Source organism: Pseudomonas sp. R4-39-08, from assembly GCF_003852275.1.
In the GTDB taxonomy this organism is placed as follows: domain Bacteria; phylum Pseudomonadota; class Gammaproteobacteria; order Pseudomonadales; family Pseudomonadaceae; genus Aquipseudomonas.
Window position 1 is genome coordinate 4098052 of sequence record NZ_CP027733.1, and the last position, 21829, is coordinate 4119880.

The 21829-nt window shown below is 60.5% G+C and carries 19 protein-coding genes; all 19 read right to left on the reverse strand.

The window, feature by feature from the left end:
- Positions 1–5: 5 nt before the first annotated feature.
- Positions 6–1022 (reverse strand): flagellar motor switch protein FliG, encoded by a 1017-nt coding sequence (fliG, locus tag C4J88_RS18870; RefSeq protein WP_057721344.1) that lies wholly within the window; start codon positions 1020–1022, stop codon positions 6–8.
- On the reverse strand, positions 1015–2790 hold the full coding sequence (gene fliF, locus C4J88_RS18875) for a flagellar basal-body MS-ring/collar protein FliF (RefSeq protein WP_124363782.1): 1776 nt from the start codon (positions 2788–2790) through the stop codon (positions 1015–1017). The genes fliG and fliF overlap by 8 nt, the downstream gene beginning before the upstream one ends.
- Positions 2791–2806: 16 nt before the next feature.
- Positions 2807–3136 carry a flagellar hook-basal body complex protein FliE gene (fliE, locus tag C4J88_RS18880; protein WP_017134937.1) on the reverse strand — a complete coding sequence of 110 codons (330 nt, stop codon included), beginning with the start codon at positions 3134–3136 and terminating at the stop codon, positions 2807–2809.
- 130 nt (positions 3137–3266) lie between these two features.
- Complete coding sequence (locus C4J88_RS18885) at positions 3267–4643, reverse strand: sigma-54 dependent transcriptional regulator (RefSeq protein ID WP_124407821.1); 1377 nt, start codon at positions 4641–4643, stop codon at positions 3267–3269.
- 7 nt (positions 4644–4650) lie between these two features.
- Positions 4651–5862: a PAS domain-containing sensor histidine kinase gene (locus C4J88_RS18890; RefSeq protein WP_124365190.1), complete on the reverse strand. Its 1212-nt coding sequence runs from the start codon at positions 5860–5862 to the stop codon at positions 4651–4653.
- Between the two features lie 110 nt (positions 5863–5972).
- Positions 5973–7448, reverse strand: coding sequence for a sigma-54 dependent transcriptional regulator (locus C4J88_RS18895; RefSeq protein WP_124363784.1), 1476 nt, complete (start codon positions 7446–7448; stop codon positions 5973–5975).
- Positions 7449–7618: 170 nt separating this feature from the next.
- Entirely contained in the window at positions 7619–7915 is a 297-nt protein-coding gene (fliT, locus tag C4J88_RS18900; protein WP_124367849.1) for a flagellar protein FliT, read from the reverse strand.
- Positions 7916–7940: 25 nt separating this feature from the next.
- Entirely contained in the window at positions 7941–8345 is a 405-nt protein-coding gene (gene fliS / locus C4J88_RS18905) for a flagellar export chaperone FliS (protein WP_124367850.1), read from the reverse strand.
- Positions 8346–8485: 140 nt separating this feature from the next.
- Positions 8486–9880: a flagellar filament capping protein FliD gene (gene fliD / locus C4J88_RS18910; RefSeq protein ID WP_124407822.1), complete on the reverse strand. Its 1395-nt coding sequence runs from the start codon at positions 9878–9880 to the stop codon at positions 8486–8488.
- Positions 9881–9961: 81 nt separating this feature from the next.
- A complete protein-coding gene (locus C4J88_RS18915; RefSeq protein ID WP_124404862.1) occupies positions 9962–10312 on the reverse strand; it encodes a flagellar protein FlaG in 351 nt (116 codons plus the stop codon).
- A gap of 75 nt (positions 10313–10387) precedes the next feature.
- On the reverse strand, positions 10388–11809 hold the full coding sequence (locus C4J88_RS18920; protein ID WP_124367853.1) for a flagellin: 1422 nt from the start codon (positions 11807–11809) through the stop codon (positions 10388–10390).
- Positions 11810–12072: 263 nt separating this feature from the next.
- Complete coding sequence (locus C4J88_RS18925) at positions 12073–13002, reverse strand: ketoacyl-ACP synthase III (protein WP_124407823.1); 930 nt, start codon at positions 13000–13002, stop codon at positions 12073–12075.
- Positions 13003–13282: 280 nt separating this feature from the next.
- Positions 13283–14887 (reverse strand): flagellar hook-associated protein 3, encoded by a 1605-nt coding sequence (locus tag C4J88_RS18930; RefSeq protein ID WP_124407824.1) that lies wholly within the window; start codon positions 14885–14887, stop codon positions 13283–13285.
- A gap of 14 nt (positions 14888–14901) precedes the next feature.
- Entirely contained in the window at positions 14902–16947 is a 2046-nt protein-coding gene (gene flgK / locus C4J88_RS18935) for a flagellar hook-associated protein FlgK (protein ID WP_124407825.1), read from the reverse strand.
- Between the two features lie 10 nt (positions 16948–16957).
- Positions 16958–18223, reverse strand: coding sequence for a flagellar assembly peptidoglycan hydrolase FlgJ (gene flgJ, locus C4J88_RS18940; protein ID WP_124407826.1), 1266 nt, complete (start codon positions 18221–18223; stop codon positions 16958–16960).
- Positions 18224–18227: 4 nt separating this feature from the next.
- Positions 18228–19337: a flagellar basal body P-ring protein FlgI gene (locus C4J88_RS18945; protein WP_372237507.1), complete on the reverse strand. Its 1110-nt coding sequence runs from the start codon at positions 19335–19337 to the stop codon at positions 18228–18230.
- 6 nt (positions 19338–19343) lie between these two features.
- Complete coding sequence (gene flgH, locus C4J88_RS18950; RefSeq protein ID WP_124363795.1) at positions 19344–20039, reverse strand: flagellar basal body L-ring protein FlgH; 696 nt, start codon at positions 20037–20039, stop codon at positions 19344–19346.
- Positions 20040–20091: 52 nt separating this feature from the next.
- The gene (flgG, locus tag C4J88_RS18955) at positions 20092–20877 is read right to left on the reverse strand and encodes a flagellar basal-body rod protein FlgG (protein ID WP_057721328.1); all 786 of its coding nucleotides are present in this window, start codon (positions 20875–20877) and stop codon (positions 20092–20094) included.
- Between the two features lie 70 nt (positions 20878–20947).
- Entirely contained in the window at positions 20948–21688 is a 741-nt protein-coding gene (locus C4J88_RS18960) for a flagellar basal body rod protein FlgF (protein WP_124363796.1), read from the reverse strand.
- Positions 21689–21829: the final 141 nt, after the last annotated feature.

The following is a 21829-nucleotide window of genomic DNA, read 5'->3' on the forward strand; positions in this document are numbered from 1 at the left end:
GCGCCTTAAATCATTTCTTCGCCGCCCTTCCCGCCGAGAACGATTTCTCCGGCTTCGGCCATACGGCGGGCAATGGTGAGGATTTCTTTCTGCGCGGTTTCCACGTCGCTGACGCGCACCGGGCCCTTGGCTTCCAGGTCGTCGCGCAACAGTTCGGAAGCACGCTTGGACATGTTCTTGAAGATCTTTTCCTTGACGCCCTCGTCCGAGCCCTTGAGGGCCAGCACCAGCACGTCGGACGACACTTCGCGCAGCAACGCCTGGATGCCACGGTCGTCGACATCGGCGAGGTTGTTGAACACGAACATCAGGTCTTCGATCTGGCCGGACAGGGTGTCGTCGATCTCGCGGATCGAGTCCATCAACTGGCCTTCGACCGAGCTGTCGAGGAAGTTCATGATGTCGGCTGCACGCTTGATCCCGCCCAGGGTGGTGCGCGAGGCGTTCGAGTTGCCCGAGAACTGTTTCTCGAGAATCGTGTTGAGTTCTTTCAGCGCCGCCGGCTGCACGGTGTTCAGCGACGACACGCGCAGGATGATGTCCAGGCGCACTTTATGGTCGAAGTGGCCGAGCACTTCGCCGGCCTGGTCCGGGTCCAGATAGGCCACGACGATGGCCTGGATCTGCGGGTGTTCGTAGCGAATCACGTCGGCGACCGCGCGCGGCTCCATCCACTTCAGGCTGTCGAGGCCACTGGTGTTGCCGCCCAGCAGGATGCGGTCGATCAGGCCGTTGGCCTTGTCTTCGCCCAGGGCCGAGGTGAGCATTTTGCGGATATAGCTATCGGAGCCGACACCCAGGCTGGTCTGGTCGCCGACGATCTCGACGAACTCGCTCATCACCTGTTCGACTTGCTCACGATGCACATTGCGCATCTGCGCCATGGCCACGCCGACGCGCTGGACCTCTTTGGGGCCCATGTGGCGCAGCACTTGGGCGGCGTCGGTCTCGCCCAACGACAGCAGCAGCACGGCGGCTTTGTCGACCCGGGAGAGCTTGGCAACAGCGACTCGATCATTCATCAGCGTTAATCCACTCTTTCACGACCTGGGCCACACGGCCCGGGTCTTCTGCCACCAGACTCTTGATTGCGTTCAACTGAGCGTCATAGCCTTCGCTCGGGCTTGGCAACAGGATGCTTTGCGGGCCGCCCAGGCTGACGCGGTCGTTGGCCAACTCGCCGTCCAGGCCACCCATGCCGCCCAACTCGACGTCGCCACCGGCCAATGCCAGTTGTTTCTTGCCATGCCCGGTGATGTTGTTGAGCACCGGCCGCAGCACACCAAATACCAGCACCAGGATGAACAACACTCCCAGCACTTGCTTGACGATGTCCCAGAACCACGGCTGGGTGTAGAACGCCGGGTCGGTGATCACTTCTCCGCGCTCGGCGGAGAACGGCATGTTGATTACGCTGACGCTGTCGCCACGGCTGGCGTCGAAGCCGACGGCGTCCTGCACCAGGCGAGTAAAGCGCGCCAATTCGTCGGCGCTCCAGGGTGCGCGGGTAACGGCACCGTCAGCGGCGTTGACCTTGACCTGGTCATCGACCACCACCGACACCGACAGGCGATTGATCTTGCCCTGCTGCTGCTTGGTGTGGCTGATGGAGCGGTCGAGCTCGAAGTTCTTGGTGGACTGGTTACGCTTGTCCGCCGGGTACGGGGCGAGCATCGGCTGGCCGGTGGCCGGGTCCATGATCTGCTGGCCGTTGGCGTCCAGCAGCGGTTGGCCGGCTGCAATCGCGCCAGCGGTGGCAGCGGCGCCACCGGTGGTTTGTGGGGCGGAAGCAGGTGCCGGCGGCTGGTTGCTCAGGGCCCCCGGTACGCCTTGCGGGCCGTTGCTGGCGGTGCGTTGTTCACTGGTGGACTGCTCGCTGCGCAGGGCGGGCTGGTCCGGATTGAACTGCTCGGACGTCGATTCGACGGCGCTGAAGTCCACGTCGGCAGACACTTCAGCCTTGTAGCGGTCGTTGCCCAGCACCGGTTGCAGGATGTTATGCACGCGCTGGGTGAGCATGCTTTCCATGCGACGGCTGTAGTCGAACTGCTTGCCGGCCTGGGTCAGCGCGGAGTTTTCGGCCATGTCGGACAGCAGGTTGCCCTTCTGGTCGACCACGGTGATCTGCGACTTGCTCAACTCCGGCACGCTGGTGGCTACCAGGTTGATGATCGCCAATACCTGGCCAGGCTCCAGGGAGCGGCCGGAAAACAGTTCGACCAATACCGAGGCACTCGGCTTGCGTTCGTCACGCACGAACACCGAGCTTTTCGGGATGGCAAGGTGTACGCGGGCACCCTTGACGTTATTCAGGCTGGAAATGGTCCGCGCCAGTTCGCCTTCCAGGCCACGACGGTAGCGGGTGGCTTCCATGAACTGGCTGGTGCCCAGGCCCTGGTCCTTGTCGAGGATTTCAAAGCCGATATTGCTGTCGGACGGCGTGACGCCGGCGGCCGCCAGTTTCATCCGCGCACGCGCCACATCGTCGGCCTTGACCAGCAAGGCACCGGAGTTGGGCTCCACGGTGTAGGCGATGTCGGCGGCGGCGAGGGTTTCCATGATCTGCTTGGAATCCATGCCCGCCAGGCTGCCGTACAGCGGCCGGTAATCAGGCTGCTGCGACCACAACACCACGGCAAAACCAATCGCCACGCTGGCAGCCAGGCCGACCATCAGGCCCACCTGACGCAACATGGTCATTTCGGAGAGGTTTTCCAGGAACGACAGGCCAAACAGCGGCGGCTTGCCGTCTGTCTTGGCGGGTACGTTGTCCACGACTGCTTCTGCCATGACTTAAATCTCGCCCTTAAACCGGCATCTGCATGATGTCTTGGTAAGCCTGAACCAACTTGTTACGCACTTGGGTCAAGGCCTGGAAGGAAACACTGGCCTTTTGCGAGGCGACCATCACATCGGTCAGGTCCACGCCGCTTTTACCGATCTCGAACGCGGTCGCCAACTGGCTGGACGCCTGCTGGGTATCACTGACTTTATTGATTGCCTGACCGAGCATGTCGGCAAAACTGCTTTGGCCCAATTCCGGCGCTGGCGCGACAGACTTCGGTTGAGCCATGGCATCCATTTGCATGGAGCGCATATCCAACATCAACCGATTGAACTCAATACCCTGGCTCATGACCTTCTCTCTCCGACGACCCGCAATTTTTTGACACTACGCAGCGGTTACCAGGGGAGGTGCAACAAGGGTGCCAGCTTCGTTGCGACTCGTAAGAAAAGCCGACAAAGCTTGTCAGCCTAGGCTTTGCTCAGGTGGCGAAAAGATACGCTTCCACATCCATGCCCGCGTCGCGCATTTGCGCCAGCTTGTAGCGCAAGGTGCGCGGGCTGATGCCGAGGCGCTCGGCCGCTTCTTTGCGGCGGCCGCGCTCGGCGCGCAGGGTGTCGATGATCATCTGGAATTCGCGGCGGCGCAGGTCATCGCCCAGGGCGCCGGCCGATTCGGCTTCGGCAAGCACCGGTGCCGGCGCCAGGCTCGGCAACGGCGCCACGCCATTGCCCATGGCCAGGCAGAAATCCTGGGGCTGGATCAAGCCGCCCTGCTGCAGGATCAGCGCGCGCTGGATCGCATTGTCCAGTTCGCGCACATTACCCGGCCAGGGGTAAGCGACCAGGCAGGCCTGGGCCTCGGCCGACAGCCGCGCCTGGGCGTGTTTCATTTTTTTGACGTGGTTGTTCAGCAGGCGCTCGGCCAGAGGAATGATATCGGCCGGGCGTTCGCGCAACGGGCGCCAGGCCAGCGGGAACACCGACAGGCGATAGAACAAGTCTTCGCGAAAGCGCCCCGCCGCCACTTCGCCCGCCAGGTCGCGGTTGGTGGTAGCGACCACGCGGATGTCCAGCTGGATCGGCTTGCGTGCGCCCACCCGCTCGACTTCGCGCTCCTGCAACACGCGCAACAACTTGGCTTGCAGACCCAGGGGCATTTCCGAGATTTCGTCGAGCAGAATGGTGCCGCCGTCGGCCTGCTCGAACTTGCCGGCCTGGGCCGCGATAGCCCCGGTGAACGAGCCCTTCTCATGGCCGAACAGGGTGGCTTCGAGCATGTTGTCCGGGATCGCCGCGCAGTTGATCGCGATAAACGGTTGCTGGGCGCGACTGGATTGTTGGTGGATATAGCGCGCCAATACTTCCTTGCCGGTGCCGGACTCGCCGGAGATCAACACCGTGGAATCGCTGCGCGCCACACGGGCCGCCAGTTCCAGCAGTTGCGCGCTGGCCGGTTCGAAGGCAATCGGGCCTTCGCCGGCCCCCGTCGAGATGACGCCCAGGGCATGCCGGGCGACCAGTTCGATCAAGGCCTTGGGTTCGAACGGTTTGACCAGGTAATCCGCCGCCCCCTGGCGCATGGCGTCCACGGCCCGCTCCACGGCGCCATGGGCGGTCATCAGCAGCACCGGCAATTGCGGCTGGCGCGCGCGCAGCAGGCCGAGCAGTTGGTGGCCGTCCATGCCGGGCATGTTCACATCGCTGACCACCAGGCTGAACGCCTCCTGCTGCACCGCTTCCAAGGCCTCCTCGGCAGAGCCGACCGCGCGGTAGTCATGGCCCGCCAACAGCAGCGTGTCAGCCAATGCTTCACGCAGGGCGCGATCGTCTTCAACCAATAGAACCTTGATAGCCATGATCCCTTTACTCCGCGCTCGCCGCGCTGGAAAACAGCGGCAAGGTCATCAATGCACAGGTGCCGCGCCCCAACCGGGAGCGCAACTGCAATTCTCCCTGATGCGCACGGGCCACTGCCTTGACCACGGTCAGGCCCAGGCCGGTGCCGTTGGTCTTGGTGGTGAAAAAAGGTTCGCCCAGGCGCTGCAGCACGGCCGGCGCTATACCGCTGCCGCTGTCGCTGATGCACAGGCGCAGAGTTTGCTCGCGGCGATACAGGTGCACCTTGAGGCGAGCCCCGGGGCCGCTGGCCTGGGTGGCGTTTTCGATCAGGTTGAGCAGCGCGCCGACCAGGGTGTCGCGGTTGCACAGCAACTCGCCGTGATGGCTGTCGCACTGCCAGCGCAGGCTCGCGCCCTGGATATGCGTGGCCGCCGCCGCTTGCAGGGCCTGCATCAAACCGGCCGGGGTCAGGCGGTCGGTCAACGGCAATTCGCCACGGGCAAACACCAGCATGTCGCGCACCTGATGTTCCAACTCGTGCAGGCGCTCCTTGAGACGCCCGGCAAAGCGCTGGTGGGTGGCCGCCGGCAACTGCTCATCAGTCAAATGACTGGCGTAGATCAACGCCGCCGACAACGGCGTGCGGATCTGATGCGCGAGGGACGCGACCATCCGCCCCAACGACGACAACCGCTCATGCCGTGCCAGTTGGTCTTGCAGGTGACGGGTTTCTGTCAAATCGTTGAGCAGCACCAACTGGCCCGGTTCAGCATCCAGGGAGCGGGTGGCGATGGACAGGCGGCGCCCGTCTTTAAGGGACACTTCGTGGCCGTCATCCTCACGCGGCGCGAAGCAGCGGGTGATGACGTGGCGCCAAAGCTCGCCTTCCAGCGGCAGGCCGAGCAAGTCGCAGGCCGCCGGGTTGGCTTCGCGCACACGGCCCTGGTCATCAATGACGATCACGCCACCGGGCAACAGCGAAAGCAGATTCTGCAGGCGGTTGGCCAGGCGCTCTTTTTCGGCCAGTTCCTGCATGCGCTGGGCGCTGACCACCGCGAGTTCGCCTTTAAGCTCGGACACCCGGGCTTCAAGCAGACTGTAGGAATCGGTCAGCTGGCTCGACATCTGGTTGAACTGCGAGAACGCCTGTTCAAGACCCTGGCGGGTCGGCGGCTCTACAGGCGAAACCAGCCCCTGGATGGCAGGGGCCGGAGATAGTTGGGCGGCGTGGGGCATCATGCTCTCTCGCTTGGCTGACCGTCAGTTAAACGGAACGTTGCGAGGGCTGTAGCAATACCCGTGCCGAAAAAAAACTATCTAAGAATCAACCGGTTGAAAAACAGGCGTCAATCATCCGCCTGTTCATCGCCCTCTTTGCGGCTCATACCGTACTTGCGCATCTTTTCCACCAGAGTGGTGCGACGGATACGCAGGCGCTCGGCGGCGCGCGCGACGATGCCATTGGCGTCGTCCAGGGCCTGTTGGATCAGGCCTTGTTCCAGGTTGCCGAGGTAGTCCTTCAGATCAAGGCCTTCCGGCGGCAGCATGGCTGTGGCACCGAAGTCCGGCGCATGGCCGTTGATCGCCACGCGCTCTTCCATGTCACTGCGCAGGCTGTCGACCAACTGCTCGTCTTCATCGTCGACGTAGCGGAATTTCTTCGGCAACTCGACCACGCCGATCACACCGTAGGGGTGCATGATCGCCATGCGCTCCACCAGGTTGGCCAGCTCGCGGACGTTGCCCGGCCAGCCGTGGCGGCACAGCGACATAATCGCGGCGGAGTTGAAGCGAATGGAGCCGCGTTTTTCGTGCTCCATGCGCGAGATCAACTCGTTCATCAACAACGGGATGTCTTCCACACGCTCACGCAGCGGCGCCATCTCGATTGGGAATACGTTGAGGCGGTAATACAAGTCTTCGCGGAAGCTGCCGACCTCGATCATGCTTTCGAGGTTCTTGTGGGTCGCGGCAATGATGCGCACATCCACGCTCTGGGTCTTGTTGCTGCCCACGCGCTCGAAGGTGCGCTCCTGCAACACGCGCAGCAGCTTTACCTGCATTGGCAACGGCATATCGCCGATTTCGTCGAGAAACAGCGTGCCGCCATTGGCCAGTTCGAAGCGCCCGGCACGGCTGGTGATCGCGCCGGTAAAGGCGCCCTTCTCGTGGCCGAACAATTCGCTTTCCAGCAGCTCTGCCGGGATCGCCCCGCAGTTGACCGGCACGAACGGCCCGTCGCGACGCTTGGAATGGTAATGCAGGTTGCGCGCGACCACTTCCTTGCCGGTGCCCGACTCGCCCAGGATCAGCACGCTGGCGTCGGTGTCGGCCACTTGCTGCATCATCTGGCGCACGTGCTGGATCGCCCGGCTGGTGCCGACGAGACTGCGAAACAGGTTGGGTTCACGGTGACGGCCGCGCTCGCGGGCCTGGTCGTACATCTCGCGATAGACCTGGGCGCGGTGCAGGGAGTCGAGCAACTTGCTGTAGCTGGGGGGCATTTCCAGGGTGGAAAGTACCCGGCGGCGCTGGTCTTCCGGCAGGTCCACGGAAGAAATATCGCCCATCAGCAACACGGGAAGGAACTCATCCCAGGTTGACAGTGTCTTTAACAAGCCCAAAACAGCGCCAGGAGCGTTTACCGTCCCGATCAGCACACAAATGACTTCACGGCTCGACGCCAACGAGCTGACCGCCTGCTGCCAGTCATGGCTACCGCAGGGTAAATTTTCTTCACCGAGAAAATTTAAAATCACCGCTAAATCGCGGCGGCGAACGCTATCGTCATCGATCAGCAGAATTTTGGTTTCACGCCACATGCAATAGCAACTTCCCTAGTAAAACTTCCTGCCCCGGAATGAAGGCAATCAAGACGTCTGTAAGACTTATCTTCTACTAGACGTCTGAAATCTGAAAACAGCACTAGTTAAGTCAAAAATGCTGGCACAGTCAAATATATGACGCGCCGTTCGGACCAACCGCGCCCCTATCAGCCGAACAGATGGTAAACCTTTGACGCATTTTTCGCTTGGTTGATCTGCGACATCTCTTCGAATATCGCCTGGCGCTCGCCGGTCGTCACCTCAAGTAACTGCTGGTACACCGCCAACAGTGCCTCCAGCTTCTCCCGCAACGCATTCTCGTCCACCGGCGCTTCGCTGAGCACGTTATCGATCACGTTGCGACACCCCAGGTCCAACTCGCCAATGGCGTCCCAGTTGCGCGCAGCCAGTGCGTCGACCAGGGCTTCACGGGTTTCATCAATGCGTTGCAGTGCGTGGCTCATGACGTGCTCCTTAAGGCTTCAGGCCTTATTCTGCTACTGCCTGTTGCGCCGCAATGGCGTCCCAGCCTTCTTTTACGGTGATCAGCAAACGAGCCACTTCGTCGATCATGTCGGCGTCGTTATGCAGGTTCGCTTCCATCAAGCGGTTAGTCATATATGCATACAAACTTTCCAACTGCTGAACGTAGGCCGGGTTATCACTCTTTTCTGCATCCAGGCCGTCACGCAGGCCGATCACGATATCAATCGCCTTGCCGAGCATCAGGCCCTTGGCAGCGATGTCGCCACGCGCCAGCGCCCCTTTGGCCTGGGCCATGCGGTCCAGACCGCCTTCCATCAGCATCTGCACCAGGCGATGCGGGCTCGCCTCGGAGATCTGGGCATGGGAATTAACCTTCTGGTATTGGCGAAGGGCTCGCATGGGATTCATGGTTCTACCTCGTGACAGGCGACAGCGAAAAGGATTTCAGTAACCATTATGTCGACTGGGCTGCTAGAAACTTTAACCCCGATGGTCCTGTAAAAAACAAAGCCCGGGTCAGATGACCCGGGCTTTTTTCATGCATTCAATCAATTGTTTTTCTGGTTGTTCAGCGCGTTGAGCGTGCCCATGATGTTGTTACTTTGCTGGCGCAACTGGGCGACCAGCGAATCCATCGCCGCGTATTTGCGTGTCAGGCTGGCTTGCAGATCCGCCACATGCACGTCCAGTTCCGCCTGGTCCTTGCTCAAGGTCTTGAGACTGTCGGATAGAGCGGTCGTGCGCGTCGCGAAGATACCGGTGGTCGCTTTGGCATAACCTTCAGTGGCATTGGTCATGCGTGCCAGCAACCCGGTCTTGCCGCTGAACATACTGCTGATATCTGCCGAGTTGGTCAGCGCAATCTTGTCGAAGGTTTTGTCGTCCATGGTCAACAGACCGGTACCGGAGTCGGTACTGATACCGAATTGTGCCAGGGACTTGATGGTGCCATTCCCGGACAACGCGTTGAACTCGGCGCGCAAGGAGCTTTGCAGCGAGCGCATGTTGGCGTCACCGGTCAAGGTCGCCGATACCGAGTTACCCGCCGCGTCCTTGGTCACCTTGGTTTCGGCATTCATCGCCTTGAGCAAAGCGTTATAGCTGTCGACAAAGCCCTTGACCCCGGACTTGAGCGCCGCGGTGCTGGTAGTCACGGAAATCGTCGTGGTTGCCTTCGGCCCGTCCGGGTCCTTCGTATCCACGGGCGGTGAAACCGACAGCAGCTTGATGCTGACCCCGCTCACCGCGTCCGTGATGTTGTTGGTCTTGGACGTATAGGGCACGTTATCGATGGTGTACTCGGCGTTCTGCGGCGTATCGATCACTTTGTAGCCGGTATCAATACCCGAGTTGCCCGACAACGTCAGGTCCGAGCCGACGCCACCCGTGGTGGAAGTCAACACCATGCGCGAGCCGGTGGAGTCGGTAACGATGTTGGCACTAAGCCCGACGGTGCCGAACTGGGTGTTGATCGAGTCACGCACCTGCTGCAGGGTTGCGCCCGGCGGCACGCTCAGATCAAACTTTTTACCCGACTGGGAGATGGTCAGGGTGGTTGCGGTATCGCCCTTGTTGACCACTGTCGAAGCGCCGCCAGCCAGGGTGACCGTGGACAGTTTGGAAGGCTGAGCGAGTTTATTGACCACCAGGTTGAAGCTGCCGTTGGCAGCGCCCTGGGCGGTGGTCATGGTCGCGACCTTTTCATTTGACGAAGTGCCGGTCAGGCCACTGAAGCTGTTGTCGTCGGTCATGCTTTTGATGGCGCCACGGAAAGCGTCCAGCGCCGACTGGATTTTGCCGATCGACGACAGCTGGGTAGTCGCTTTCTGTGACTGGGTATTGATCTGGGTCTGCTTCGGCGCCCGATCGGCGTCGACCAAAGCTTTTACGATGCCCTGGATGTCGATGCCAGAACCCACACCGTTTACCGTTGTACTCGCCATCGTCTTTCTCCTAATACGGCTGCTGGCGTTTTCTTGACGAACCGCACTTCAAGAAAACAGCGCAACAAGTTTCATGCCAGTTCAGACCTTTTCATCGAACAGCACATGACTGGCGGTGGCCAGATTTTGTGCCAGCTTCAAGGCCGTTTCCGACGGAATCTGGCGGATCACTTCACCACTTTCAGTGGCGATGACCTTGACCACGACCCGATGGGTGGAATCATCAATGGAAAAATCCAGTTTGCGCTGGGCCGCTTGTACGAATTCTCGAATATCGGTGACTGCTTTTTCCAGGTCAGCCCGTTTCGGCTCACCGGCGGCCGGCACGATCGCCTCGACCTTGGTTTTGTCTTTGTCCGCAACCACCGCGGTGGCCGGGCCTTGAGGGGCTACCGGTGGATAAGACGAGGCCAGCTTTACACTCATGTCCATGTCCAATCTCCTCTACAACCGAAAAGACGAAAGGGCACGTAAACGCGCCCTTCCGTCAGTTACCAAGCGCCGTTATTACTGAAGCAGCTTCAGTACAGCGGATGGCAGTTGGTTGGCCTGCGACAGGATCGCGGTAGCAGCCGACTGCAAGGTTTGTTGCTTGGTCAACTCAGCTGTTTCAGCAGCGAAGTCGGTGTCTTGAACGGTGGAGCGTGCAGCGGTGGAGTTTTTCTGAATGTTGGTCAGGTTGTCTACAGTAGTGGTCAGACGGTTCTGAACAGCACCCAGGCCCGAACGAGTGCTATCGATGCCGCCGATAGCCTTGTCCAGTACCGCGATAGCAGCCTGTGCGTTGAAAGCGCTGCTTACGTCGGTCTGTGCAACAGTGGTCTTGGCCGAAGCTGCGGCAGTACCTGCTGCGGCGAACAGACCGGTCACACCAGCACCGTTCAGCGCGTAGCCTTTGGACGAATCCAGGTTCACTGCACCGGTAGCGATCAGGCCGTCGGCCAGAGCGACGCCGGTACCGAAGGCACCTTTACCGTCTTTGGTAGCAACAGTGATCGAACCGGCGTCAGTGGAGGCGCTGAAGTTCAGGTTCTCACCGGAGTCGGACTTGACCGACAAAGTGCCTTTGGATTCGTCATAGTTGACGCTGATACCCAGTTTTGCAGAGTTGGATTTCAGTTGGTCAGCCAGGCTGGCGGTATCGGTTACACCGGTGAAAGTGGTGGCTTGGCCGCCAACAGTCATGGTGAAGGTAGCAGGCGCGGTCTTGGCGGCAGCACCCACGCTGAATTGAGCTTCAGTGCTGGCGGAAGCGCTCAGGCCACCTACAGCGCCGTTCAGTTGGCTGGCGATGGTTTTCGCCGATGCGCCTGCTGCTACGGTAACAGTAGCGGTCTGGCCGTTACCGGTGATACCGATATCGCCACCGGCAACACCTGTGGTGCTAGGTGCAACGCCGACGCTCTTGATCTGCTGCGAGCCGATGTTGTTAGCAGCAACGTTGTCCAGGGACAGGTTGATGGTTTCGTTGGCATTGGCGCCAACCTGGATGGCTTTGGTGCCGTACGAACCGTCGAGCAGTTTCTGGCCACCGAAGGTAGTGGTTTGCGAGATACGGGTCAGTTCCGAAGTCAGCGCCTGGTATTCTTCCTGGTTGGAAGTACGGTCAGCGTCGCTCAGGGAGCCGGTAGCCGAGGACAGAGCCAGGGTACGCATCTTTTGCAGAATGTCGGTCGAAGCCTGCATTGCGCCTTCAGCGGTTTGCGCGATGGAGATACCATCGTTGGCGTTCTTTACAGCTTGGCCCAGGCCGTTGATTTGGCTGGTCAGACGGTTGGAGATCTGCAGGCCCGAGGCGTTGTCTTTAGCGCTGTTGATGCTCAGACCAGTGGACAGACGCTGCATGGAGGTTTGCAGCGAGTTGGCCGCTTTGCCAAGGCCGTTCTGGGTAGTGATGGAAGCAATGTTGGTGTTTACTGTTAAAGCCATGACGAAATCCTCGATGGATGGATACTGCGGCTTCCGGCCCTGGCAACCGCCGGGTGTGGCCTGAGAACCTACGTAATAGTTATCGTCGTGGTAGCCGGTTGCTTGAGGGTTTTTTTGATTTTTTTTACTAGCCCTGTGCCAGCCCTTGCATTTCAAGGGGTTAGCACTACCGAAAACCCAGGGTTTATTGGTTTTTCTGGCGCCAAATAAAAAACGCCGATGATCTTTCGATCATCGGCGTTTTGCTATGCGCTCTTAAAGGGTCAGGAGCGATACAGAATCGCCGAGCCCCAGGACAGGCCCACGCCAAACCCACTGATCGCCACGCGCTTCCAGGTGGCGTCCATCACGTGCTTTTCCAGCAGCAACGGAATGCTCGACGACACGGTATTGCCGGTCTCGACCATGTCCTTGATGAACTTGTCCACCGGCGCATCTTCAAAACGGCGCGCCACGGCGTCGACAATCGCCGCACTGCCCTGGTGAATGCAGAACGCATCGATGTCATCGGCCTTGAGGTCCGACTCGTCGAGCAGCTCGTGCAAATGCGCCGGCACCTTGAGCAAGGCGAAGTTGAACACCTGGCGGCCGTTCATGAAGAACACGCCATCGCTGACCTTAAGGTGCGGCGCACCGGAACCGTCGGTGCCGAACTTGGATTTGCCCAGCAACCACGGCGCGTCTTCGCCCATCCAGGTGGCGGTGGCGGCGTCGCCGAAGAGCATGGTGGTGTTGCGGTCTTCCGGGTCGACGATCTTCGAATACGGGTCGGCGGTGATCAGCAGGCCGTTTTTCAGGCCGGTGGCTTCCATGAAGCCCTTCATCGCGTAGATGCCGTACACGTAACCGGAACAGCCCAGGGAAATATCGAAGGCGGCCACGTGGGTTGGCAGGCCCAGTTTGTCCTGAACGATGGCTGCGGTGTGGGGCAGCCCTTCTTCATCGCCGTTCTGCGTGACCACAATGACGGCGTCGATGGACTCGCGCTTCAAGTCCGGGTTGTTGGCAAACAAAGCGTTGACCGCCTCGACACACAGATCGGAGGTTTCCTGCGCGGCTTCCTTGCGCGGCAGGAACGCCGAACCGATCTTGCCAATGATGAATTCTTCATCCTTGGCGAATTTGGCACCCTGGGCGTAGTTATCGATACCGTCCGCCGGCACGTAACTGGCGATGCTTTTTATGCCAATCATTGTGGCTTCCCAATACTAAATAGCTGGAGAACACCCCAGGGACTGCGCCCGAAGTGCTGACAATAAAGGGGATAACCCCATAAAAATTTCGCTGAAAGCCGCGCAATAACCACAGCAAGGCGACTTATCCTTTTCACACGATACAGTGAAGATGCGCTTTATGACTCGCAGGTCACTCAATTTTGTGTGGTTTATGCAAAACCTTCAAACAATTAAGCCTATGAACGACAACGGCCCAGCCTGTTTCCAGGCTGGGCCGTCGGGCTGCTCTGTTGCGCGCTTACATCTTGTTGAACAAGCTCAACTGAGAGACTTTCACGAAAGCCAACTGCGAAGCTTGCAGCATGGTCTGCTGCAACGTCAGGTTGATCGCCGCTTGTGCCGTGTCGATATTGCCAAGATCGCTCATGGTACTGGTGTTGGCCAGGCCGATGCTGGTGTTTTCGCTGGTCTGTATATCCAGCGCATTCTGCCGTGCACCAATAGAGCCTCGCACACCGTCGATCTGGGTGCGGGTGTTGGAAAAGTTACTGATGGATGCATCCAGCACGTCCCGAAGCTTGAGCATCGCCGCCGGGTTGCCGTCGGCCGGTTGCTCCAGGGCCTGGCGCAACTGGCTCAAGGTATCCAACGCGTTCTGGGTCTTCTGGGTGCTGGCCGAGACCGCGAATTGATCACCAGCCTGCGGCGTGCCGCTGACATCAAAGCTTACCCCGGCAGCGGTGACTGTCGTGCCGCCGCCCGTATCACCCGTGGCAATCGTCTTGCTGTCGGCGGTATAGGGCTGGGCATACACTTCATAAGCAGTGGCGCTGGTGAATTTGATCACCGCCCCATTGTTGGCCGGGAACGTGCTGACATAGGCCGCCTGGTTACTCACGGTGGCATTGGTCAATTGCGCGGCAGAGGCGTTGCTGGGCGTACGCGAGACACTGAAGCTGTCCGGCTTGGCCGCCAGACTGAACGAACGGTCCTTGACCAGCGCATCGGAACTCGGCCCGGTGGCGACATCCTTGAGGTTAAGGGTGATATCGAAATTCACTCCGCGCACGCTCACCGTGGCGCCCTCCTCCTTGCTGGCGTCGAAACTGCCATTGCCCGCAATTTCGGAGGTGATGTCGTTGCCGTTTCGGTCGGACACCTTGAACTGCGTGCTGCTGGTGAACGTCAGCTGGTAAGGCTGGCCGTCCGCGAATTTATTGGTGTAGTCGGTTTCCGACGTCACCAGGCCAGCCGATAACGCCACTTTGTTGTCGTTCGGCACCGGCGCAGTCGCCGGCGGTACCACGGCAGGCGGAATCCACGTCGCCTGGGTGCGACCCGAGTTGATGGCGCCACCCATGATGCTCTTTCCGGTATCACCGGCGTTGACTTTGAGCGTGTCGGAAACCTGCAGGCTCAGGGGCGTTTCATCACCCTGGTAATTGTAAGTGCCATCGCTGTTGCGACTGTAGGGAGGGGTCGAAGTCCTTGAGCCGGAAAACAGATAATTACCCGACGAGTCCTTGCTGTTGAGCAAGCCCAATACTTGGTCCTCGATGGCACCGATCTCACCGGCAATCGACTTGCGATCCGCATCGCTGAGCGAGCCGCCGGCGCGCAGGGCGAGCTCGCTGGCTTTTTGCAGCGCATCATTGATGGAACCCAGCACGCTTTCTTCGTTGGTCAGGGAGTTTTTCAGGCTGGTGATGTTGCCGTTGAACTGGCTGAGCATGTCTTTCTGTTGTTGCAGCATCAGCAAACGCGCCGCCGCGATCGGGTCATCGGAAGCGGTTTGCACACGCACACCCGTAGAGGCCTGCTCCTGCGCTTTCACCACGCTGGAGTAGTTATCCGAATACTTGGCGGAACTGGTTTCGAAATATTGAGCGGTAGAAATACGCATCGTCCCAGACTCCCTTAAAGACTATTGATCAGCGTGCTGAAGGTTTCTTGCGCAGCCTTGATGATCTGCGACGACGCGGTGTAGTACTGCTGGAACTTGATCATGTCGCCCGCCTCTTCATCCAGGTTGACCTGGGACACCGAGTTGCGCGCGTCCTGGTTGGCCTTGAGCAAGGCGCCGGTGGCGGTGGTGTCGGTATTGGCCGAAGCGGCCTTGGCGCCCACGGTCGAGACCAGGCGGCTGTTGGCCGCCACCAGGCTCAAGCCGCCGCCACTGCCATCGGACAGGCCGATCGTGGTTTTGGTCTGCAGGTCGAGCAGGGCCTGGGCGTTACGGTTATCCGATTTGCCCGAGGCGTTGAAGGAAAACGTAGTGCTGTCGCCATCGGCTGGCGAACCGGCGACGGTGGTGTCGAACTTGAAGCTCTTGGCTGGCACCAGCAGCGTGCCGTTGGCATCGCGCATCGGTACGTCGACGGTGATCTTGTTACCCTGGCCCGGCACGATGGTGCCGGTGCCGATCGAGTTACCCTGGGCATCGTTGAGCGTGTAGCCCTGGGTGCCATCAGCCGCAGGTTTGCCGAACACCATCTTTACCGGCATCGAATGTTCAATGCCGGTACGCAATTGCGCGGTGTCGGCACCACCATGAATATCGATCGGCAGGGTCAGGGTCGGCGGGGTAAAGGTGCCGGTGCCCTGATTGGTCTTGCTGCCCTCGCCCAGCAATGGCCCGGCGAACGCGATTTTATTGGCGTCGGTCAACGCGGTGCCGATGGTCGCCGCGCCCGTGGCCGTTGGGCTGACTTTGAAACTGTCGCCCGCCGCAATCGGCCCCTTGCCATCCAGGGCCAGCGTGAAGCCGTCGATCACCGGTGGCGGCGTGGTAGTGGTGTCGAACGCGCCCATGGCTTTGCCGTCGGAACGCACCACGGTGTAGTTGTTGCCGCTGGTAAAGGTGACTTTATAGTCGTAGGTCGACAGCTTGCTGGTGTCGCTGATGCTCACCTTCAAGTTGCCGGAGCCACTGCTGTTGCCCATCGAGCCCTGACTGCGCTGGGCAATCGCGGCCGCGCTGTTGATGTCCTTGAACAGCGACGCACCGAAGTCACCGTTCAGATCCAGGCCCTGGCCCAGTTGGCTGTTGACCGTATCGGCGGTCGCCAGGGCGATGCGCCCCAAGTCATTGATGGCCGGCATCAGGGCGTCGCTGCGATAACGCAACAAACCGCCAATGCTGCCGCCACTGAGCACGTTGCCCAGGTCGATCGCCGTACCGCCGCCGGCATTGAGCTGGATGGTGTACTGGCTTGGATCGTTGCTGCTCGATACCGCCGAAATCGTGTTGGACTGATCGCCCAATACCAGGGATTGGCCGGTGCCGGTGCTGACGCTGAACACGCCGTTCTTTTCACTGGTGGTCACGCCGACCAGTTCATTGAGCGAACGCACTGCCTCGTTACGCGCATCCAGCAGGTTGGCCGGGGCGCTGTTGCTGGAGCCTTGGGCCAGAGTGATCTGCTTGTTGAGGGAAGCAATCGAGGAGGTCAACTGGTTGACCTGATCGCTCATGGTCACCAACTGCCCGTTGATCGACTCTTTCTGCTCATTCAATTGGCTGGAGATCGAGTTGAAACGGTTGCTCAGGGTCTGGGCGCTGGTCAGCAGCACTTGCCGGGCAGACACATCGCTGGGGTTGGCCGCCGAGGTCTGCACAGCGGCGAAGAACGCGCTGAGTACCGAAGACATGCCGGTGGTCTTGTCCGACAGGGTCTTGTCGATGGCGCTGGCCTGGCTGGAATAGGCCTTGGCGTCGTTGTTGAGCGCCGTGCTGTTCTGGTAGGCCGCGTCGAGGAATTCGTTATACACCCGGCGCACATCGGCCAGGGTCGTGCCGCTGCCGATGTACACGCCGCCGTAAGGGTTGTTGGCATTGGCATTCTGCGTGGTCTGCTGACGCGAATAACCCGAGGTGTTGGCGTTGGCGATGTTATTACTCAAGACCGACAACGATCCTTGAGCGGCATTGAGCCCTGACATCCCGATACTGAGCAAACTCATGGTTCAGACCTTATAAATGTGTGGTTGCGCCAGCGGCAGCGTAGTTCTGGTAACTGTTCATGTTTTTGGCGATCTGCGAAATCTTGCTGGCATAGGCTGGATCGGTTGCATAACCGGCCTTTTGCAACTCGCGTACAAACTGTTCCGGGTTATCGGCTGATTTCACAACTTCTTTATAGCGATCATTGCTTTGCAGCAGGGTCACGAGGTCATGGAAGCTGTCCTGATAGGAGCTGTAGGAACGGAACTGCGCCGTCTCCTTGACCATCGCGCCGTCGCGAAACTCGCTGGTGATCGCACGCGCCTGGCCGCCCTGCCAGCTCTGGCCGGCCTTGATGCCGAACAGGTTGTGGCTGCTGCTGCCGTCCTCGGCGCGCATCACTGATTTGCCCCAACCGGTTTCCAGGGCGGCCTGGGCCACCAGGTACTTCGGATCGATACCGATACGCGCGGCGGCGGCCTTGGCCATCGGCAGCATGGTGGCGACGAATTCATCCTGCGAGCTGAAGGCTTTTTTCGCCGGTGCCAGCGGTGGCTGGGCGATGGCGCGGCCGTAGACCTGCATCTTGCCGCTCGGCACGGCAACGCTGCGGGCGGTGCTGTTGACCACGTTGTCGTCGGCGGCACTGTTGCGCAGTGGCGCGCTGGTGGTTTGCGCAGCGACCGGCGTGCTCGGCACGATGCCGGCGAGCAGGCGGTCGGTCAGCTTGCTTGGCAAGGCGATACGGCGCTGGTTCATCAGCTCCATATCGTTGGCATGCGCACTGGCGCCCTCGGGCACCGCCACGCGGTAGGCCCACAACGGGCGCTGGCCGTTGGAGCGACCCAACGGGCCTTGCGCCTGGGTGCCGGCGGCGATTTCCGTCGGCACGTCGGCTTTTTTCGCCGGGGCATCGGCTGCCGGGCCCTGCAAGGTGGCCGCCTGGGCGTCCACCGGTTTGTTCTTCTGCATCTGGCGCATCAGCACGTCGGCCAGGCCGATACCACCGCCTTCGCGGGACATCGACACTGCCAATTGCTGGTCGTACATTTCCTGGTACTGCTTGGCCGCCGGGGTGTTCATCGGGTTGTCCTTGCCCAGGGCCTCGGTGGCCGAGCGCATGGACTTGAGCATCTCGCTCAAGAACAACGACTCGAACTCCTGCGCGACTTTGCGCATGTTGCCGTCGCTGTTCTTGTCGGCACCGACCTTGAGCTGGTTAAGCCGGTTCAGGTCGGAGTAAGACCCCGAGTCCGCCGTGCTGCTGATCCCGCTCTTGCGCATATCCATGACCATGGCCTCAGATCACGATCAGGTCGGCTTGCAAAGCGCCGGCCTGTTTCAGGGCTTCGAGGATCGCCATCAAGTCGCCAGGGGCTGCGCCCACCTGGTTCACCGCGCGGACGATCTCGTCCAGGGTGGTACCGGGGCCGAACTTGAACATCGGCTTGGCTTCCTGCTGGGCATTGACCCGCGAACGCGGGACGACCGCCGTCTGGCCGTTGGACAGTGGCCCAGGCTGGCTGACAATCGGGTCTTCGGTAATGGTCACAGTCAGGCTGCCGTGAGTCACCGCCGCCGGCGAGACCTTGACGTTCTGGCCGATCACGATGGTACCGGTGCGCGAGTTGATGATGACTTTGGCCACCGCCTGGCCGGGGTCGACCTCCAGGTTTTCCAGGATCGACAGGTAGTCCACGCGCTGGCTGGGGTCCAAGGGCGCGGTCACACGCACCGAACCGCCATCGATGGCCTGGGCGACGCCTGGGCCGAGCATGTCGTTGATCTTGTCGACCACGCGCTTGGCGGTGGTGAAGTCGGACCGGTTGAGGTTCAGGGTCAGGCTGTTGCCCTGGTTGAAACCACTCGGCACGGTGCGTTCAACCGTAGCGCCACCGGGAATGCGCCCGGCCGACGGTACGTTGACGGTGATCTTCGAACCGTCGCGGCCCTCGGCGTCGAACCCGCCCACCACCAGGTTGCCCTGGGCGATGGCGTAGACGTTGCCGTCGATACCTTTGAGCGGCGTCATCAGCAACGTACCGCCACGCAGGCTCTTGGAGTTACCCATGGACGACACGGTGATATCCACCACCTGCCCCGGCTTGGCGAACGCCGGCAAATCGGCACTGATCGACACCGCCGCGACGTTCTTCAGCTGCACGTTGCCCGAGCCTGGCGGTACCTTGATGCCGAACTGCGACAGCATGTTGTTGAAGGTTTGCAGGGTGAACGGGGTCTGGGTGGTCTGGTCACCCGTGCCATTGAGCCCCACCACCAGGCCATAACCGATCAACTGGTTACTGCGCACGCCGGAAATGCTGGCGATGTCTTTCAGGCGTTCAGCCTGGGCGACAGCGCTCAGGCACAGCAACACGACCGCCGCCATCAACTGCTTGAAGTTCAAAATGGCCACCTAGAAAGGGAACAGCGGGCTAAGGAAGAAACGGTCGAACCAGCCCGGCTGGCTTGCATCAGCAAACGAACCTGTACCCGAGTAGGTAATCCGTGCATCGGCAATCCGCGTCGACGGCACGGTGTTGTCGGTGGAAATATCATCGGCACGCACCATGCCGGCAATGCGCACCAACTCGTCGCCGGTATTGAGGGTCATCCACTTTTCACCGCGTACGGCGATGATGCCGTTGGGCAACACGTCGGCCACGGTCACGGTGATCGAGCCGGTCAGGCTGTTGCCCTGCCCCGCCGCGCTCTTGCCGTTGGTAGCGCGGTCGCCGCTGTAGCCGGCACTGAGGCTCAGGTCGCCGTCACCCAATGGGTTATTGGTGGTCAGGCCGCCGCCGAACAGCGACGTCAGGCCGATACCGGTCTTGCTGGTCTTGCCGATCTGCGAGTTGGCGTTCTTGCTGGCCTGGGTCTTCTCGTTCAGGGTGATGGTGATGATGTCACCGACCCGGAATGCCTTGCGGTCGCTGTACAGGTTCTGCTCGAAACCGGCCTGATAGATCGAGCCATTGTTAGCCGCCGCCGGCAACGGCGTGCGCGGCAACACCGGCGCGTAGTACGGGTCATTGGGTTTCGGCGACGGGGCGACACAGCCCGCAAGCACGGCGATCCCACTCAATGCCAGAACAGAAACAATGCGATTCATGACCCTAACCTCACGGTGTTGCAGGCGCTTTCAAGGGCGCCCCATAGACTGATTACAGATTCTGCGTTACGAACGAAAGCATCTGGTCGGCGGTGGAAATCACCTTGGAGTTCATCTCGTAGGCGCGCTGGGTGGTGATCATGTTGACCATCTCCTCAACCGTGCTGACGTTGGAGGTTTCCAGGGTGCTTTGCAGCGTGGTGCCGAAACCGTTCAGGCCAGGGGTGCCGATTTGCGGCGCGCCGCTGGAAGCGGTTTCGAGGAACAGGTTGTTGCCCATGGCCTGCAGGCCGGCCGGGTTGATGAAGTCGGCGGTTTGCAGGTTGCCGATCACTTGCGACGCAGGGTTGCCGGCCACGGTGATGGACACGGTGCCGTCGTTGCCGACGGTGAAGGTCTTGGCGTCTGCCGGGACCACCACGGCTGGCTCCAGGGCAAAACCATTGGCGGTCACGATCTGGCCGTTGGAGTCTAAGTGGAAGGTACCGTCACGGGTGTAGGACGTAGTGCCATCCGGTTGCAGGATCTGGAAGAAGCCACGGCCATTGATCGCCATGTCCAGCGGCTGGCCGGTCTGTTGCAGGTTACCGGCGCTGAAGTTTTTCTGGGTGCCGACGATCTGCACACCGGTACCCAGTTGCAGGCCCGACGGCAGTTCGCTGTCCTGGGTCGACTGGGCGCCTGGCTGGCGCTTGATCTGATAGAGCAAGTCCTGGAATTCGGCGCGATCACGTTTGAAACCCGTGGTCGACACGTTCGCCAGGTTGTTGGAAATGGTGGTCAGGTTAGTGTCCTGGGCGGACAGGCCTGTCTTGGCAACCCATAGAGCCGGAAGCATGCTGTTCTCCTTCGTGCGCCTGTTTGTTGGCGCCGTGCTGCGCTGTTTATTTAAAAGCCAATCAAGGCTGTTAGCTCATCTGCAAGACGCGGGTCATGGCCTGGTCATCTTCTTTGGCGGTGTTCATCATCTTGATGTGCAGCTCGAACTGCTTGGAGAGCGCCAGTACCGCGGTCATTTCCTCAACCGCATTGACGTTGCTCGCCTGCAGGAAGCCCGAGGTCAGCTTGACGTTCGCGTCGGCCTGGGCCGGCTGGCCATCCTTGGTGTGGATGGTGCCGTCCAAGCCTTTGTTCATGTTCTTGAGGTCGGGCTGGACCAGCTTGATACGGTCCACTTCGGCCATCACCCGCGGGCCTTCGCCCATGGCGCGGATGCTGATGGTGCCGTCGGCGCCCACTTCGATTTTCTGCTGGGGCGGCACGGCAATCGGGCCGCCGTTGCCCATGATCGGCATACCGTTGCCGGCCCGCAGCACACCGAGCGCATCCACGTTCATGCTGGCGCTGCGCACGTAGGCTTCGCTGCCATCCGGGGTTTGCACGGCCATCCAGCCGTCGCCGCTGACGGCCACGTCCAGGTCACGTCCGGTTTCGATCATCGCGCCGGGCGTGAAGTCGGTGGCCGGCCGTTCGGTCAGGGCAAAAGCCCGCGCCGGAAAGCTGTCACCGAACACCGGCATCGACCGCGCCTGCTCCAGGTCGCGCTGGAAACCGTTGGTGGAAATGTTCGCCAGATTGTTGGCATGGGCCTTCTGCGCCAGAGCATTCTGGCTGGCGCCGGTCATTGCCACGTAAAGGTACTTGTCCACGCTCTATCCTCTTTCTGACGGACGCTTGCCGTCCACCGCTGTACTGATGAGGCTTAAGCAATTTGCGAACCAACTTTTCAAAACTGGCTAAAGCGCAGGCGGGACGGGGGTTTGCGGGTATGCGGCAAGATTTAGAGCGTG